Origin of the sequence: Sphingobacterium phlebotomi, assembly GCF_008180195.1 — a bacterium.
Classification (GTDB): domain Bacteria; phylum Bacteroidota; class Bacteroidia; order Sphingobacteriales; family Sphingobacteriaceae; genus Sphingobacterium; species Sphingobacterium phlebotomi.
The window spans coordinates 584,556-601,673 of the sequence record NZ_VTAV01000001.1 but is presented as its reverse complement, the minus strand read 5'-3'; the positions used below and the strand labels follow the sequence as shown (position 1 = coordinate 601,673).

General features: G+C 40.5%; 16 protein-coding genes. 15 read left to right on the top strand and 1 reads right to left on the bottom strand.

What is annotated here, in order from left to right; genetic code table 11:
• The first annotated feature begins 11 nt into the window (after positions 1-11).
• From FXV77_RS02110 to FXV77_RS02045, 14 genes are all read left to right on the top strand, one after another.
• Positions 12-1,853 carry an ABC transporter ATP-binding protein gene (locus FXV77_RS02110; protein ID WP_148917563.1) on the top strand — a complete coding sequence of 614 codons (1,842 nt, stop codon included), beginning with the start codon at positions 12-14 and terminating at the stop codon, positions 1,851-1,853.
• A 118-nt stretch (positions 1,854-1,971) separates the two neighbouring features.
• Positions 1,972-2,346 carry a hypothetical protein gene (locus FXV77_RS02105; protein ID WP_148917562.1) on the top strand — a complete coding sequence of 125 codons (375 nt, stop codon included), beginning with the start codon at positions 1,972-1,974 and terminating at the stop codon, positions 2,344-2,346.
• 58 nt (positions 2,347-2,404) lie between these two features.
• Positions 2,405-3,064 (top strand): heme exporter protein CcmB, encoded by a 660-nt coding sequence (locus FXV77_RS02100; RefSeq protein WP_148917561.1) that lies wholly within the window; start codon positions 2,405-2,407, stop codon positions 3,062-3,064.
• A gap of 55 nt (positions 3,065-3,119) precedes the next feature.
• Entirely contained in the window at positions 3,120-3,785 is a 666-nt protein-coding gene (gene ccsA, locus FXV77_RS02095; RefSeq protein WP_148917560.1) for a cytochrome c biogenesis protein, read from the top strand.
• Positions 3,786-3,802: 17 nt separating this feature from the next.
• On the top strand, positions 3,803-4,000 hold the full coding sequence (locus tag FXV77_RS02090; protein ID WP_187443976.1) for a CcmD family protein: 198 nt from the start codon (positions 3,803-3,805) through the stop codon (positions 3,998-4,000).
• 6 nt (positions 4,001-4,006) lie between these two features.
• Positions 4,007-4,990, top strand: a complete 984-nt coding sequence (locus tag FXV77_RS02085) for a DUF6427 family protein (RefSeq protein WP_148917559.1) — start codon at positions 4,007-4,009, stop codon at positions 4,988-4,990.
• A 92-nt stretch (positions 4,991-5,082) separates the two neighbouring features.
• The gene (locus FXV77_RS02080; RefSeq protein ID WP_148917558.1) at positions 5,083-6,405 is read left to right on the top strand and encodes a porin family protein; all 1,323 of its coding nucleotides are present in this window, start codon (positions 5,083-5,085) and stop codon (positions 6,403-6,405) included.
• Between the two features lie 2 nt (positions 6,406-6,407).
• Positions 6,408-7,010 (top strand): LPS export ABC transporter periplasmic protein LptC, encoded by a 603-nt coding sequence (gene lptC, locus FXV77_RS02075; RefSeq protein WP_148917557.1) that lies wholly within the window; start codon positions 6,408-6,410, stop codon positions 7,008-7,010.
• 104 nt (positions 7,011-7,114) lie between these two features.
• Positions 7,115-9,223, top strand: coding sequence for a peptidylprolyl isomerase (locus tag FXV77_RS02070; protein WP_148917556.1), 2,109 nt, complete (start codon positions 7,115-7,117; stop codon positions 9,221-9,223).
• Positions 9,224-9,284: 61 nt separating this feature from the next.
• Entirely contained in the window at positions 9,285-9,800 is a 516-nt protein-coding gene (locus FXV77_RS02065; protein ID WP_148917555.1) for a DUF2480 family protein, read from the top strand.
• Positions 9,801-9,830: 30 nt separating this feature from the next.
• Positions 9,831-10,619: a DUF3108 domain-containing protein gene (locus tag FXV77_RS02060; RefSeq protein WP_148917554.1), complete on the top strand. Its 789-nt coding sequence runs from the start codon at positions 9,831-9,833 to the stop codon at positions 10,617-10,619.
• Positions 10,620-10,624: 5 nt separating this feature from the next.
• The gene (locus tag FXV77_RS02055) at positions 10,625-11,188 is read left to right on the top strand and encodes a DUF3109 family protein (RefSeq protein ID WP_148917553.1); all 564 of its coding nucleotides are present in this window, start codon (positions 10,625-10,627) and stop codon (positions 11,186-11,188) included.
• A gap of 64 nt (positions 11,189-11,252) precedes the next feature.
• Complete coding sequence (locus tag FXV77_RS02050) at positions 11,253-12,224, top strand: polyprenyl synthetase family protein (protein WP_148917552.1); 972 nt, start codon at positions 11,253-11,255, stop codon at positions 12,222-12,224.
• A gap of 12 nt (positions 12,225-12,236) precedes the next feature.
• Positions 12,237-13,283 carry a TerC family protein gene (locus FXV77_RS02045; protein WP_148917551.1) on the top strand — a complete coding sequence of 349 codons (1,047 nt, stop codon included), beginning with the start codon at positions 12,237-12,239 and terminating at the stop codon, positions 13,281-13,283.
• Between the two features lie 433 nt (positions 13,284-13,716).
• Here the strand turns inward: FXV77_RS02045 and FXV77_RS02040 are convergent, their stop codons facing one another.
• Positions 13,717-14,994 (bottom strand): FAD-dependent oxidoreductase, encoded by a 1,278-nt coding sequence (locus tag FXV77_RS02040; RefSeq protein WP_148917550.1) that lies wholly within the window; start codon positions 14,992-14,994, stop codon positions 13,717-13,719.
• Between the two features lie 396 nt (positions 14,995-15,390).
• Between FXV77_RS02040 and FXV77_RS02035 the strand changes: the two genes are divergently transcribed.
• Positions 15,391-17,061 (top strand): glutamine--tRNA ligase/YqeY domain fusion protein, encoded by a 1,671-nt coding sequence (locus FXV77_RS02035; protein WP_148917549.1) that lies wholly within the window; start codon positions 15,391-15,393, stop codon positions 17,059-17,061.
• Positions 17,062-17,118: the final 57 nt, after the last annotated feature.

The window sequence follows — 17,118 nt, the reverse complement described above, 5'->3', positions numbered from 1 at the left end:
CTAGTTAAAGAATGGCCAGATCGCGTTTGAATAGTGGTAATACACAGTCGGAAGACTTACCTAAAACCAAGCTTAGTAAGGAGTTAATTAAGAAAGCATTAAAAATTTTCACCTATTTAAAACCTTACAGGGGTAAATTTATATTGGGTATGTTTTTTCTTATCCTGTCTAGTTTGACCATGCTGGCTCTCCCGGCCCTGCTCGGTGCTATGGTTGACGCAGCCCAAGGTCGACAGACCTATCCTTGGTTGCCCGCCAGTGTATTTAGTATTGGCGCGATTTCGATGGTATTGCTCTTGTTTCTATCAATCGTATCTTTCGGCAGAATACGGCTTTTTGTCGAAATAGCAGAAAAAGCGTTAGCCAGTATCCGTAAAGACAGTTATCATAAGCTCATTACCTTACCGATTGAATTCTTTGCCAATAGGCGCGTAGGAGAATTAAACAGCCGTCTCTCTACCGATTTGGCCCAGATTCAAGATACGCTAACAACGACATTGGCAGAAATACTGCGACAGGCGATCATTCTGGCTTTTGGGGTATGTCTTCTGGTATTCGTTTCTCCCAAAATGGCGCTGATGAACCTTTCCATTCTACCGGTTATTATTGTCATCGCCATTATCTTTGGTCGCTTTATACGCAATTTATCTCGTCAGGCACAAGATCAGCTGGCTGACTCCAACACCATTGTACAGGAGACATTGTTAGGCATCAGCAATGTAAAGGCCTTTGTAAATGAATATTACGAGACCAACCGGTATGCCCACAAACTGGATGCCGTTGTGAAACTGGCTGTTAAAGGAGCAACCTACCGTGGAATCTTTGCCTCCTTTATCATCTCCTGTATTCTTGGCGCTATTGTCGTGGTTATCTGGTACGGTGCCTCTCTCGTTTCACAGGGAGATATTTCTGTAGGTGATCTCACAACATACATTCTTTACTCCATGTTTGTCGCCGGATCGATGGGAAGTTTTCCGGAGCTATACGCCAATATACAACGTTCCATCGGTGCCAGTGAACGCGTGCTCGATATTCTGGACGAAAAACCGGAGCCGATAGAAATATCAGCAAGCAACAATGATATCGAGACGCCCATGCAAGGTGCACTTACCTTTAACCATATAGGATTCACTTATCCTTCCCGTCCGGATATCCCTATCCTCAAAGATATTTCGTTCCATGTGGATGCGGGGAAAAAATTAGCGTTGGTTGGGCCAAGTGGTACAGGAAAATCAACTATTGCCTCGCTTATTTTACAATTTTATGCCCCTACATCGGGAACCATTGCCTACGATGGCAAGGACAGTACAGCATATTCCCTAACAGACATTCGTAATCAAGTGGCCATCGTTCCGCAGGATGTATTGTTATTCGGCGGCACTATCCGTGAAAACATTGGCTATGGCCGATTGGATGCAAACGCGGAAGACATTATAGAAGCGGCAAAGCGTGCAAATGCACATGCGTTTATTATGGCTTTTCCACAAGGCTACGACACTCTTGTCGGTGAACGCGGTGTAAAATTATCGGGGGGGCAGCGTCAGCGGATTGCGATTGCCCGTGCGTTGTTGAAAGACCCCGCAATTCTCATCCTGGATGAAGCAACTTCTTCTTTAGACTCAGAATCCGAACGACTGGTACAACTAGCTTTGGAAGAGCTTATGCGCAACCGTACTTCTGTCATTATCGCACATAGGTTAAGTACGATTAAAGATGCTGACCAAATTGTGGTTATTGAAAACGGCGAAGTGTCTGATATAGGAAACCATGTGGAGCTGATGACAAAAGGTAGTGGTCTTTATCACCATCTCTACTCCCTACAATCGGTACAGCACGTCAAGGAACGGGATTAAACAATTCGCTTTTTATTAAAAAAGAAAAAACCATCTTTATCAAAACATTTGTCGGCTTTTTTTGTTAATTTTAGGAAAAGGGCTATTAAATATTTAGAAAAGACAAAAATGAAATATTATGGAAAATAAAAATGGATTAATTGCATTTGCGCTTCTTGGTTTGGCTGCTGGAGCGGCTGCTTATTACTTATTAGGTACAGACGATGGAAAACGACAATTAGAGCGCGCGAACAAAGGTGTACAAGACCTTACAAAATCTATCAAAGATATTTCTAAAAAAGAAGCTAAGCGGGCGGCGAAATTAGCGAAGTCAACCAAAGCGGAACTGGAAAACTTAAAAGCAAAAGCAAAAGAGGCTGGCGTACGTGCGGTAGACGCAGCTGCTGATAAAGCTCATCAACTAGCTGACAAAGCTTCCCAAGCTGTGCACAGTGCAGAGAACAAAGCGGAAAAGGTAGTTGCAAAAGCAAAATCAGAATTGGACAAAGCTTAATTCTTAATTTGGGGTTGGCGCGGTTTCGAACGCAAGTATTTGTATCTTTGCTTCGCGCATGAATACACTCCAACAGGTAAAGACTTTAGTTTATAAAGATATCGTTCTTGAATGGCGTTCAAAATACGCAATAAACGGTATCTTATTGTATGTTGTATCTACAGTATTTGTTTGCTATCAGGCATTCAAATCTGTAGATACACTTGTTTGGAATGCTTTGTTCTGGATTATCATGCTTTTTGCCAGTGTGAATGCGATCAGCCGGAGCTTCGTTCAAGAGAACCAAAGCCGACAGCTTTATTATTATACGTTAGTAAGCCCGCAAGCTATCATCTTATCCAAGATAATCTATAACACACTCGTGATGATTCTCTTGTCAGTAATTGCTTACATCGCCTATAGTGTAACGTTCAGCAATCCTGTGGGCGATCCCTTTTTATATACTACAGCCGTTTTTTTAGGAAGCATTAGCTTTGCTTCGGTATTCACGATGGTATCTGGCATCAGCGCCAAAGCGGGCAACAATAGCACCCTTATGGCTGTCTTGAGCTTCCCGGTTATCATTCCTCTACTCATTGTCTTAATCACGCTATCTCAAAATGCGTTAACCGGGATTCCAAGAGGTGAAAGCACCAATGAAATACTCGTCTTGTTGGCAATTAATGTAATTACGATTACCATTTCTTTATTGTTATTTCCTTATCTTTGGCGTGATTAATTCTTTTAACCGATCCACCAGCTGGCGGATCATATTTTGATAATTTTTTCGAATCATGAAAAAATCTTGGTGGAAAATTTTAGGACTGGTGATGGTAGCCGCGAGTATTGTGGTAGGTCTCCTCGGTCCAGTTCCCGCTTTATTCCTCTTACATGAAACTATCCGCAATGTGTATTTCCATGTACCCATGTGGTCTGCCATGTTCGCTCTCTATTTTATTTCCGTTGTTTACAGCATACGCTATCTGAATAGTGGTCGTGTTAACGACGATTTAATTGCCGTTGAGGCGGTCAACACTGGCATTGTTTTCTGTATTATCGGCTTGCTCACGGGCATGCAATGGGCTAATATCACTTGGGGAATGGCTTGGCCTAACGATGCCAAAACAAATGGTTCGGCGATTGCCACGCTGATGTATCTGGCTTATCTCGTTCTGCGAAACGCATTGGAAGAAGAACAGAAAAGGGCCAAAATATCTGCTATTTATAATATTTTTGCATTTCCCATCATGATCGTACTCATGTACATTATGCCCAAAATGACAGATTCGTTGCACCCCGGAAGTGGCGGCAACGGAACATTCGGTGACCTCGATATGAATAATCAAATGCGACCTGTATTTTATATGGCGATCATCGGGTGGATACTCATAGGCGTTTGGATATGCACTTTGCGTTATCGTGTGCGCCTTCTGGAAAACAAAAGAAACCTCATCGATTAACCTCACAGATCATCATCATGAAAAAGATAATTGCAATTTTACTGCTTTTTATAACAAGTAATTATACCTTTGCCCAAAATCAAATTGAAATGGCCGCAGACCTTCGTAGCTCCGGAAAGATATACGTCGTGGTACTTGTGTTATTAACCATCTTTATCGTTTTGGGCGTATTCTTATTTATGCTGGATAGGCGTATCAAAAAATTAGAGAAGTAATCAGGCATGATCATTAACCAACATCGAAAATTTACGCCAGTCAATATTGTTTTGGTATCGGCTATCGGTTTGGTTCTATGTTTAGGTATCTTCCTTGGTCTTCCGGATCGCATTACCCCCATCTTGTTTGAGCCTGCGATTAATAACCTTATAGGAATACGCATAGGCTCTGGTCTTTCTTCCGGAGAGAACGTAATGATTACGTTGATCCTTACGCTGCTACAAGCATTTTTCTTAAACCGGATAGTGAACGATTTTAACCTCCTTGGCAAGCCCAATTTTACCACGGCATTAATGTATATGACGCTGGTTAGTTTGTTCACGCCATTTTTGGTTCTTTCCCCTCCGGTGATCTGTAATTTTATTGCCATATGGATGCTTGGCAAACTGTTTAACATCTATAAACAACATGATATAAAAGGCTTAATGTTTGATTTAGGGATGATTGTTGCCATTGGAAGCCTGATTTATTTTCCGTTTATGGTGATGATGATGCTCTTGTGGATAAGTCTGTTGATCTTTCGCCCTTTTAACTGGAGAGAATGGGCAACGCCGTTATTAGGCTTTTCAACCATATATTTCCTATTAGGTGTCATTTATTATTGGACAGGACGGTTGGAAGAATTCTTCGCTATTTTTAAACCACTTGGTTACGCTTTCCCATCCGAGTTATCCCTTAATATGTACGACTATCTCGTTATCATTCCAGTGGCAATCACTTTATTATTTTTTCTGGTGGTATTGAAGGAGCATTTCTTTAGGAGCGTCGTCCATTTACGTAAATCTTTTCAGCTGCTGTTTTTCATGGTATTATTAACTTTGGGATCCTTTTATCTCAACAGTCATATTACTATTAACCATTTTTTACTCTGCGCACCGCCGATTGCCATTTACCTTGCGTTCTATTTCACCAATTCAAAGTCAAAATGGGTATACGAGACACTGTATCTTACTATTGTAGCCGCCATTATCTATTTCCAGTTTGTTTAACAAACACCTATGCATCAATCGATTAACCTTTTTTAACAAATAGAACTAACGGAATAGTTAAAAATTAGATAGTTTTGTAGCAAATTTTGACCATGTACATACATTCAACAGGAAGGTTTACCAAAATAGCGCTGCAATTATTGTTTGGATTAAGTTTATTTGGCATCCAACAAGGATACGCACAAAGATCCACCTCCCACTCTCCTTATTCACAATTTGGCTTGGGACAAATGCGAAACGACTTATTACCACAAACACGTGCTATGGGCGGTATCTCCACTGGTGTGCGGTACCTCACGGGGCTTCCTACGTTGAACATTGCCAACCCCGCATCCTATTCAGGACTAAATCGTACGGTGCTAGAAGCGGGTATGTATGGTAATTTCACGCAGTTATCAAGAGATAATTTGAGTGATCATACCGCCGATTTTGCTTTCGGACACATTGCTATTGGGATACCGCTACAAAAATACGGTGGATTTTCCTTTGGATTACTTCCCTTTTCGGATGTCGGATATTCATCAAAAAATGTGGAATCTATCGACGATTTAGTTTACGAAAAGCAGATATTTGGAGAGGGCGGGATAAACAAGGCCTATATAGGCTACGGTGTATCACCCGTTAAAGGGTTAAGCATAGGTGCAAATGCCGGTTTTCTCTTTGGAAATCTTTACGACATTACCCAAGTCAAGTTTTTAAGTGATCTCTCTGCCTATCCGGCGGAACTAAAGGAGACACGCAACATACGTGGGTTAACGGTGGATTACGGTCTTCAATACAGCAAGTCTATCAGCAGGAAATATAATCTAACATTGGGTTACACCGGAACTTTAAATAATAAGATCAACGCGAAACCAAGCAGATTCATCACGATTTCAGAAAACAATTTTGACGAAGATTATATTGCACCGCCACTAGATACGATTAGCACCGGAACTTTCGCTACCAGAAAAATCCAGCTTCCTTTAAAACACAACGTTGGTTTTACCTTATCAAAAGGATATAACTGGTTGGTAGGAGCTGACTTTAATTATGCGGATTGGTCAAAGTTTGAAGTACAAGAGGGTCAGAATAAATTGGAAAAAAGCTACGGTTTTGCCATCGGCGGCCAAATCAAACCCGATCCTACTTCGGTACGTTATTGGAACCAGGTGGATTACCGCTTGGGATTCCGTTATAACCAAACGCCGGTTGTGTACCGAAATCAAAGGATTAACGACATGGCTATTAGTGTAGGAATAGGATTACCTCTACCGGAGACAAATTTCGGACGTACTTTCTCTCAAATCAATATCTCCGCTGAACTTGGGCAACAAGGTTCGCTCAACAACAATCTGGTACGGGAACGGTACATTAATATCAATTTTGGTTTCACGATTAACGACTCTTGGTTCATTCGCCGAAGTTTAGATTAACGATGCGTTTCCATATCCATCATAGTTATAAAAAACTGTCCTTACCCCTATATGTGTTGTTAGGGACGATTTTATTTATGGCTTGTGAGAACGACCTACGCGATGTGGAGAAGATTGCGAATATACAGCAAGAGGAGAACGTAAACATTTCTAAAGACGTTACGGTAATCTATAGTGATTCTGCGAAAGTAAAAGCTGAACTGACAGCTCCCGAACTGCGGGAATATCCAGATAGCATCGCTATGTATGAGTTTCAAAAGGGTGTATTGATTCGTTTCTTTGATGAAGAAAGCCAAGAATCACAACGCATACGATCGGAATATGCCGTACAAAAAATAGAGGAAGGATTAACGGAGTTTCGTAAAAATGTAGTGATTACCATGGCAAACGGCTCCATCATCAAAACAGAAGAATTGTTTTACGATGAAAAAAAGCAGATATATTATAATACCGTCCCTATCACGTTTGACATGAAAGATGGTCGCGGCAGTTTTCAAGCTACTTCTTTCATTTCAGACACAGATTTCAAAAAAATTGATGGGCAAAATATGACTGGTTTCTATATTCCGTCAGACACCCAACAATTCCCTTCTTTCGGTAATTAAGATGTCTCGCACATTTTTTTATCTTTTTTTTCATAAAAGTTGTATCTTGCGCCTTGTTTTTAATATAGGTCAATTAAGTAACTGAATAAACAGAGTATATAGATATGGGATTAATGAGCTATTTGCGGAACCGAGCAGGGCTGGTAGTAACCGTCATTGGTTTAGCAATTATTGCATTTTTATTAGGAGATATCATCAGCTATGGAACTCCTTTTTGGATGAAAAATCAAAATCAAGTGGGTAGTGTTAATGGGGAATCCCTCGACTATCAAGTATTTAACGCACAGGTTGATCAAACCACAGCAATGTATCAACAGCAAATGGGTGGAACATCATCTCCTCAAATGCGTAATTATGCGGTACAGCAAGTTTGGAATCAATTTATCTCACAAGAGCTTTTGAAACAGGAGATTGAAAAAATAGGTCTTTCTGTTGGAAGGGATGAGCTCAATAGCTTGGTATCCGGCTCCAATCCTTCTCCTCAAATTGTTCAGGCATTCACCAACCCGGAAACAGGTATATTCGATAAAACACAGTTGAATACATTCCTTTCGCAAATCAACAGTCAGGGGACACCAGAAATGCGTCAACAATGGGAAATGCTTTTAGAAAACATCCGTAACGAACGGTTGAACGAAAAATATTCAAATCTATTGACCAATAGTGTATATGTTACGTCATTAGAAGCTCAAGAAGAGTATAACCAACGTAATAAACTGGCCAACTTTAAATATTTGATGCTTGATTATTCTTCGGTGAAAGATGCTGAAATCAAATTAACTGATGCGGATTACAAAGCATACTATGATGCACATAAAAACGCATTCGATAATCAAGAGGAAACACGGACAATAGAGTACGTGTTGTTTGATGCCAGACCTACTGCTAACGATACCGCAGCCACAAAGTCCGTTATTGAGCAATTGAAATCAGAGCTCGTAAATTCTACGACAGATTCGTTATTTGCTACAGTTAATTCCGATACAAAATATCCCTTTACTTATCTCCGTAAAGGACAAGTAAGTCCAGCGTTAGATTCTGTAATTTTTAATGCGCCTGTCGGCACGACAGTGGGACCGTTCTTGTCTCAAGACAGATTTGAGGTTGCAAAGGTTATAGATGCTAAATTCAGTCCGGATTCCGTAAAAGCTTCGCATATTTTATTAAATACAACAGCAGAAGGTGGGGTAGATAAAGCACAGGCGAAAGCAGATTCTATCAAAAGATTGGTTCAACAAGGAGATAGCTTCTCTGCACTCGCTGTACAATTCAGTATGGACGAAGGCAGCAAAATAAATGGGGGTGATTTAGGTACTTTCCCTCGTGGGCAAATGGTTCCAGAATTTGACGAAGCTGTATTTTCTGGTAAGGTTGGCGATGTCGTTATCGTTAATAGCCGTTTTGGTACACACATTATCCGAATCGAAAAGCAAATTGGCAATTCGAAAATTGTTAAAGCGGCTATTGTAGACAAGGTTATCAACAGTGGTAAAGCCACCACAGATGCCGCCTATGCTAAGGCAAATAGCTTCTTTGGTGATATGAATAACAAAAACTTTGCAGAAGTAGCGAATAAACATAGTACTACCGTACATAAAGCGGAGCGCGTGGTACCAATGGACAATACTTTCAATGGTGTTGAGGTTCCTAGAGACCTTATTCGTTGGGCCTTTGAAGCTAAAAAAGGAGAAGTTTCAGAACGGGTATTTGATACCGAAGATCATTTTGTTGTAGCACGTGTAGTCGCGGTACAGCCTAAAGGCACACTTTCATTGGAGGCAGTGAAACCGCAAATTGAAGCGCGCGTACGCAATGAAGTTAAAGCAAGAATGCTGACAGAAAAGCTAAACAATGCATTGAATGGTGCTTCTTCGATAGACCAAGTGGCACAAAAATTAGAAAAAACAGCGGTCGATATCGAAAATATCGTTATGGCAAACCCAGTGCTTCCAGGCATTGCGATGGAACCAGCGGTTGTGGGGGCAGCGTTTGGTTTGCAACCAAACAAGCTGTCTAAAGCAGTAAAGGGCGAACAAGGTGTTTATGCCGTACAAGTGACGGGTTTTGTTAATCCCGCTGAACTTGTAGCCAGCGATATAAACAATCAAAAGCAACAAATGCAAACGGCCAAAGCGCAACGTTCTTGGGGAGCCATTTATCAGGCCCTCCAACACAAAGCCGATATTCATGACAATCGCATTAGATTCTATTAGGATATAATAAGTAACTTTATAGCCGGACAATAATATGTCCGGCTTTTTGTTTTGATATCGTATGGACATTCAAGAAAATATCGTTAATAAAGTTGCCCAAAGTGGTCTAATTACCATTGATTTAGCGCATTATGCTCCAAATGAAGAAATTGTCGTGTATGACATCAAGGATAATTTATTTCACGGCCTTATACTAAAGGAAAAAGATTTTCGAGCATTTATCAAGGAACATGATTGGAGCCAATACCAGAATAAGCATATTGGTATTATCTGCTCAACAGATGCCATCGTTCCTACTTGGGCATATATGCTCCTCACCAATAAACTTGAACCCTATGCACTATCTGTACATTTTGGGGATAAAGAAACAGTATTGGACAATTTATTTAATCAGGCATTAGATCAGATTGATTTTAGCACCTATCAGGATGAACGTGTGGTCGTGAAAGGATGTGGAGACGTTTATGTTCCAGAATCCGCGTTTATTAAATTCACACTCGGTTTAAGCAAAGTCGTCAAGAGTATCATGTATGGCGAACCCTGCTCCACAGTGCCCGTATATAAGCGCAAAAGTTAAACTATTAGCGACTATTTTTGTCCACTCTATATGAAGAAGATTTATACGGTTATCGCGTTATTCATTTGCAGCATGGGTTTGGCTATCGGACAGACTTTACCCTATTTACCACAGCCTACATACCAAGCAGGTGAGAACTTGACATATAAGTTAAAGTATGGTATCTTATCTGTTGCAACGGGTACCTTAAAAGTAGAAAATTCGAAGTTGCGTTTTAGCAATCCTAATGCTTTCCATCTGTCGGCTTTTGGTCAGACCTCTGGAATATTCGCGGTTTATAAAGTAAGGAATAAGTACGATTCCTATATTGATGGCGATACATATCTTCCGTATCTCTATATCGAAGATATACATGAGGGAAGCTATACCCGTGAGGAATATGCTACTTTCGATCATCGGAATAAAAAGGTTTCGGGAAAGAAAGGTACATTCACCAGCCCTACATCGCAATTTTTCGATTTACTATCCGCCTATTATTTTTCGCGTAACCTGGATCTGTCTTCTCTCAAAAAAGGAGATTCGTTTAAGCTAACCTATTTCTTAAACGATGAAGTCGCTCAATTGGGCATCAAATACATCGGTATCGAAAAGATCAAAACATCGTTGGGAGAGCTCGAATGTATTAAATTCAGTCCAGAGATTACTCCAGGTAGGATATTCAGAAAAGATAGTCAACTTTTCCTATGGGTCACCAATGACGGTAATCGTATTCCCGTAAAAGCGCAAGTAGAGATTTTGGTGGGCACCGTGACCATGGAATTGATCAGTGCAAAGGGCTTAAAACACACGCTTGGAAAGCGCGTTAGTTATTCAAAATAAACGACATGATTGAAGTAGGCAACGTATTGGTGCATGAGGATATCATCAAGAATGACTTTGTTTGTAATCTAAACAAATGCAAGGGTATCTGCTGCGTGGAAGGCGACGCTGGAGCACCTTTAAATGAAAAAGAAACGGAGATTCTTCGGGAAATCTACCCGAAAGTTAAACCCTATATGACTGAAAAGGGCATTCAAGCTATCGAAGAGCAAGGCACACACGTCATTGATATGGATGGTGATTTAACAACAACTTGTGTAGATGGCAATAAAGAATGTGCTTATGTAACTTGGGACAACGGTATCACGAAGTGTGCGATTGAAAAAGCATATGAACAAGGTGAAGTAGATTGGAAGAAACCTATTTCCTGCCACCTCTACCCAATCCGCACAACACGTTATCCAGCGTTTGACGTTTTACATTACGATCGTTGGCATATTTGTAGTGATGCTTGCACATTTGGCAAAGAACTGGGGATTCCGGTATACAAATTTGTCAAGGAACCCCTTATTCGCGAATATGGTGAAGAATGGTATAAAGAATTAGAATTAGCTATCGACGCTTTATAATCTATTTACTATATTTATTGCAATTTTAACTGCTTTAAAACCCATGGTTATTTAGCCATTTTTCATGCTGAAATTAAAAGATATACAAAACCCGATAGCACAAGAGCTAAAAGAATTTGAAAGCCGGTTTAAAGAATCGATGCATAGCTCTGTACCTTTGTTAAACCGCATTACACAATATATCTTGAAACAAAAAGGAAAACAGATGCGCCCTATGTTTGTTTTTCTTTCGGCTGGATTGTGCGGGAACATCAACGATTCCAGCTATAGGGCAGCTTCATTGGTAGAATTATTGCATACGGCATCCTTAATACATGACGACGTGGTGGACAATGCGAATGAGCGTCGCGGATTCTTCTCGGTGAATGCTTTGTGGAAGAACAAAATAGCGGTATTACTGGGCGACTTTCTACTTTCGAAAGGTATGTCACTTTCTGTTGAGCACAATGAACTTAACCTATTAAAGGTTATGTCCGATGCAGTAGAAGAGATGAGTGAGGGCGAGTTGCTCCAAATCGAAAAAGCCCGCAAACTTGATATTAAGGAGGAAGTATATTTTGAAGTTATCCGCAAGAAAACAGCGTCTCTCATTGCCGCTTGTTGTGCCTGTGGTGCTTCTTCTGCAAAGGCTCCACAAGACACCATCGAGCGTCTACACCTATTTGGTGAGAAAGTTGGAATCGCCTTTCAAATAAAAGATGACCTTTTTGACTTCGGATTAGACGATGTCGGAAAACCTGTAGGGAATGATATCAAAGAAAAAAAGATGACCTTACCCCTCATCTATGCCCTTAAAAATACAAAGCGTGCGGAGAAGAGGCGTATTATCAACTTGGTAAAAAATCATAGTGAAAACAAAGATAAGGTCGCCGAAGTTATTACTTTTGTACGGAGTAGCGGAGGTATGGACTATGCAAGAGAAAAGATGTTGCAGTACCAACAGGAAGCCTTTGATATATTAACAGCATTCCCCGATAATACTTATAAAGTTGCATTGGAACAATTAGTCCGGTTTACAACAGAAAGAAATAAATAGAATTTACATCATATGAGCCACGAACTGTTATTTTTTGGAGGGTTTATCGTATTCATTGTCCTCATGCTCGCCATTGACTTGGGATTATTTTCCAAGAGCGACAAGCCGGTATCATTCAAAGCGGCCGCCATCATGAGTGCTGTCTGGGTTTTCTTTGCCCTGGCATTCGGTTTAATACTGTACATCTGGGGGAATGAACTACACAATGTCCATGATTTTGCCCGGCTGCAAGAGATCATCGCGAAGCACTATCATAATATTCGTGTCAATGAAAACGATTTGGCAGCCAGTATTCAGCTATACAACAAAACTTTAAGTTTAGAATATCTTACTGGCTATGTTGTAGAATATGCTTTATCGGTAGATAACATCTTTGTAATGGTCCTTCTATTTTCGTCTTTTGGTATCCCGGAGAAGTACTATCATAAGGTACTGGTATGGGGAATTATCGGTGCGATTATACTGCGTTGTATCTTCATTTTCGTAGGGGCCGCCCTAATTGCTAAGTTTGGCTGGATACTCTACGTTTTCGGTGCCTTTTTGGTGTATACAGGAATTATGATGTACCTCAACCGAAATAAGGAAGAGGAAGTTGACCCTCAAAATCATCCTGTCGTAAAATTCATGTCCAAGTACTTTAAAGTAACTTCCCGTATGGATGGCGGCCGTTTTTTCCACATAGAAAACGGGGTAAGGTACATGACGCCTTTGTTTTTAGTATTATTGGTCATCGAATTTACCGATTTGATTTTTGCTGTGGATTCTATCCCCGCTATCTTTTCTGTAACAAAAGATCCTTATATTGTGTTTTTCTCCAATATCTTTGCTGTTCTGGGATTACGCTCTATGTTTTTTCTTTTAGTGAACATCATTGACAAATTCCATTACCTAAAAGTCGGTTTGGCATTTCTATTGATTTTCATCGGAGCAAAAATGCTGCTGCATAGCTGGCTGGAAGAATTAGGGTTCCAAACAGTTCACTCCTTGATTATCATTATATCTATTTTGGCGATTAGTATCGTGGCTTCCTTGATGTTTCCGAAAAAAGAAAAGGTTTAGTTTCTTTAATTTCTTTTTCCTTGACGAAAAAGAAACAAAAAGTCAAGGCTTGCAAGGTTCCACTATCTTTACTTGTCTATTCCTAAACAGAATGAAACTCCCTTCGGTCAAACAGCATTCTGTTTTTAACGGAATATCCTGCGTAAAGCTTGCCGCGGAACAATGCTATGCCGTTATAACCCGCATCAGCGCCAATCAATGATTGACCGCTTTACTTACGGATGGTTCGTCTTCGCTAATCTCAAATTCTACTTAGAAGCTGCTATACTGGTTTTTGATACAGTATACAGGTAGTGTAATGTCCCACATTAACATCAAAAGGTCGCATCCAAATTTTTGAGGTTGTAGAAACCCATCCTTAGTACTATCCCCTTCCTCAAAGATTTGAAGCGACGATTTTTTAGTTCTTTTTCTAAAAAAAGAACAATGAAATTTAATTAATAAAATCTCCTTGTTGATTGACCGCTTTTACATATGGGTTTGCAAATCTATCCAAAATTGCGGCAAATTGATAACGGTTAACGAACGCCTCTTTGTCAAAATTTCCTTTGAATCCAAGTTTTCCAGACCATTCTTTCTCTATCTGCTGGTTTATATCATCGCCGCGAAGTCCTACAAATTTAATCAGTGACAGAAAATCTTTCCATTGAAAAAAGTCACCCTTGTTGTCTAAAAACCACAACTGGCTTCGAGAGTATAATCGGTCAAAAATGGGTTCTACTTCTTCGAAACTGACGCGTTCATCTTTTTGGAAATGAAAACCTTCCTCTTTATGAAGATTTGGCAATACACTTGCTAATCCAAAGCGTTGCAAAGCATAAAAGTGTACGTCGTTAATCGCAATATCTTGATAGGGCAAAATACGGGCGTTGTATGTCATTAATTCCGTTTGCAATTTTCGGATATCCACCTGATCAGCAGAAGTTTTGAAAAACGCTAAATAAGCCGCTGTTGCCCCGACGGCTTGTCCTACTGCTGCACGGAAAGGGCTTAATGTCATATCTTCATTCCATAATTCTGCTACACCGCTAAAATTGAAAAAACCCTGTTTTTCTCCTACTAAAATATTCTTCAATTGTGTACCATACAGGTTGTTACCGATTTGTCCTACCGCCACCAACGTACGCACTTGCGCCGGGGACAATGCACGAAGTGGTTGCATCGGTTCAATATTGTTATCCCACGATATATTCACTAAACCAGCTAGTTTTTGTTTCTGGGATGCATCCACCACACACCTGACGACATACTTGTTCTTACTGGATACTTGCACCTCCCAATCTCGCTTTCTTTGTTTGATAGACAGCACATCTTCTCCTTTCATGATCGTTAATTGCGGTAGCTTCCGCAATACTTTCTCTACTGCATTCTGAAATAGCCGAGGATTCATTTCCTGTTTGACAACTGTCGCTAGTGAATCATCCCGAGATTTTGCAAGCGCCATTTCCATCAAGATTTCCATCCAAACCCCTCCGTCCATGTGTGGCATGCTCTCGATATGCACCTGTCCACTGGAAAATTCGGGAATTAGCTGCTCGCCCTCCACCACCCATATTGTCGGAACACTCGATTTAGCGCTCTGTACCGCGGCCGAAAACGCCAAGAGATCAGATCCATATACGATAACCTGGGGTTTCTTTGCTTTTTGGCCTAAACAAGGCTGTACAATAATGAATAGAAAAAGAAAAATATTGCTTATTATATATTTCATATTCGAAAATACAGAATTTTCTTCTTCTTTTCCCATTGATGGAAAAGAAGCAAAAGATCTAGGCTTGCAAGGTTCCGCTATCTTTACTTGTCTATTCCTAAACAGAATGGAACTCCCTTCGGTCAAACAGCATTCTGTTTTTAACGGAATATGCTGCGCAAAGCTGGCCGCGGAACAATGCGAGGCCGACTTAGTCCACGTAACCGCTGTTTATTATTGACCGCTTTTATTTACGCATTGCACCACCCTCTCCTTAGCCTTCTAATGTCGCATCCGGATGTTTTACAACTGTACAAACTCATCCTTAGTACTACCCTTAATATAAAACATTCGAAGCGACGAGGTTTTGCTTCTTTTTACGGGAAAAAGAAGACAAAAAAAAGTAACTTTGTAGTTATGTTAAACGAAGAAAAACCACTGAATTTCATTGAGGAAATTATCGAAGAGAATCTCCGCAAAGGCACACATGACGGGCGTATTTTGACACGTTTTCCGCCAGAACCAAATGGTTATCTCCATATCGGTCATGCAAAATCCATTTGCCTCAATTTTGCTCTTGCAGAAAAGTACAATGGAAAAACCAACCTACGTTTTGATGACACCAACCCCGTGACCGAAGATACGGAGTATGTGGACAGCATCAAAAAGGATATCCAGTGGCTAGGTTTTCAATGGGCGGAAGAATTATATACTTCCGACTATTTTGAGACCTTGTATACATACGCCGTTGATTTAATAAAGAAAGGACTAGCTTACGTAGACGACAGTACTTCCGAGCAAATTGCCGCTTCGAAAGGTACGCCTACGGAACCCGGTGTGCCTACACCTTATCGCGATCGTAGTATCGAGGAGAATCTAAAGCTTTTTCAAGAAATGCGAGAGGGTAAATATAAAGACGGTGAAAAGGTGCTCCGTGCAAAGATCGATTTGGCAAGTCCAAACATGCACCTACGTGACCCCTTATTATATCGCATAAAACATGCTCATCATCACCGCACGGGTGACAAATGGTGTATTTACCCGATGTATGATTTTGCACACGGTCAATCAGATTCTATTGAAAAAATCACACATTCTATTTGTACGTTAGAGTTTATTCCACATCGCCCGTTGTATGATTGGCTTATTGAGAAACTGGAGATATTCCCATCCAAACAATACGAATTTGCGCGTTTGAATATGACCTATACGGTGATGAGCAAACGTAAATTATTGCAATTGGTAAACGAGAAATTTGTAGAAAGCTGGGACGATCCTCGTATGCCAACTATTTCAGGTTTAAGACGTCGTGGTTATACATCCGCATCTATCCGTAATTTCTGCGAGCGAATCGGTGTGCAAAAGCGGGAAAATATGATTGACGTTGGTTTATTGGAGTTCTGTATCCGGGAAGATCTTAATGCTTCCGCTTGGCGACGAATGGCGGTACTGAATCCAATCAAGCTTGTTATCACCAATTACCCAGATGGACAAACAGAGGAATTAATTGGAGAAAACAATCCGGAAGTAGAGGGGGGAGAAGGTTCCCGTATCATCCCATTTTCCAAAGAGCTTTGGATTGAAAGAGATGACTTTATGGAAGAACCACCGAAGAAGTTTTTCCGATTAGGCCCCGGTCTTTCTGTACGCTTAAAACATGCCTACATCGTGCAATGCCATGATTTTGTTAAAGATGAGAATGGTCATGTAACAGAAGTACACTGTACGTATGTCCCCAATTCAAAATCGGGTGAAGACACATCAGGCTTAAAGGTAAAGGGAACGATTCATTGGGTATCGGTGGCGCATGCCAAAGAGGCAGAAGTTCGGCTTTACGACCGTTTATTTAATGAGGAGAATCCTGCCGCTGCAGAAGATTTCAAAGCATCTATTAACCCAGATAGCTTACAAATTATCAACAAAACCTATATCGAACCCGATTTAGCAACAGTGGAAGCTGGCAAAGGCTATCAGTTTATCAGACTGGGTTATTTCACGCTGGATACGAAGTCTACCGAAGAACGTCTGGTGTTTAACCGCACAGTTACTTTAAAGGATAGCTGGGCTAAAGAAGTAAAAAAAGGATAAAAAAAGAGGCAAATGCCTCTTTTTTTATCCTTTTTTTACTTTATATATCTATCCAGA

Excerpts from the sequence above, each read along its gene's own strand:
- FXV77_RS02110 (WP_148917563.1), top strand. The coding sequence starts at position 12 with ATGGCCAGATCGCGTTTGAATAGTGGTAATACACAGTCGGAAGACTTA.
- FXV77_RS02105 (WP_148917562.1), top strand. The coding sequence starts at position 1,972 with ATGGAAAATAAAAATGGATTAATTGCATTTGCGCTTCTTGGTTTGGCT.
- FXV77_RS02100 (WP_148917561.1), top strand. The coding sequence starts at position 2,405 with ATGAATACACTCCAACAGGTAAAGACTTTAGTTTATAAAGATATCGTT.
- ccsA (WP_148917560.1), top strand. The coding sequence starts at position 3,120 with ATGAAAAAATCTTGGTGGAAAATTTTAGGACTGGTGATGGTAGCCGCG.
- FXV77_RS02090 (WP_187443976.1), top strand. The coding sequence starts at position 3,803 with ATGAAAAAGATAATTGCAATTTTACTGCTTTTTATAACAAGTAATTAT.
- FXV77_RS02085 (WP_148917559.1), top strand. The coding sequence starts at position 4,007 with ATGATCATTAACCAACATCGAAAATTTACGCCAGTCAATATTGTTTTG.
- FXV77_RS02080 (WP_148917558.1), top strand. The coding sequence starts at position 5,083 with ATGTACATACATTCAACAGGAAGGTTTACCAAAATAGCGCTGCAATTA.
- lptC (WP_148917557.1), top strand. The coding sequence starts at position 6,408 with ATGCGTTTCCATATCCATCATAGTTATAAAAAACTGTCCTTACCCCTA.
- FXV77_RS02070 (WP_148917556.1), top strand. The coding sequence starts at position 7,115 with ATGGGATTAATGAGCTATTTGCGGAACCGAGCAGGGCTGGTAGTAACC.
- FXV77_RS02065 (WP_148917555.1), top strand. The coding sequence starts at position 9,285 with ATGGACATTCAAGAAAATATCGTTAATAAAGTTGCCCAAAGTGGTCTA.
- FXV77_RS02060 (WP_148917554.1), top strand. The coding sequence starts at position 9,831 with ATGAAGAAGATTTATACGGTTATCGCGTTATTCATTTGCAGCATGGGT.
- FXV77_RS02055 (WP_148917553.1), top strand. The coding sequence starts at position 10,625 with ATGATTGAAGTAGGCAACGTATTGGTGCATGAGGATATCATCAAGAAT.
- FXV77_RS02050 (WP_148917552.1), top strand. The coding sequence starts at position 11,253 with ATGCTGAAATTAAAAGATATACAAAACCCGATAGCACAAGAGCTAAAA.
- FXV77_RS02045 (WP_148917551.1), top strand. The coding sequence starts at position 12,237 with ATGAGCCACGAACTGTTATTTTTTGGAGGGTTTATCGTATTCATTGTC.
- FXV77_RS02040 (WP_148917550.1), bottom strand. The coding sequence starts at position 14,994 with ATGAAATATATAATAAGCAATATTTTTCTTTTTCTATTCATTATTGTA.
- FXV77_RS02035 (WP_148917549.1), top strand. The coding sequence starts at position 15,391 with ATGTTAAACGAAGAAAAACCACTGAATTTCATTGAGGAAATTATCGAA.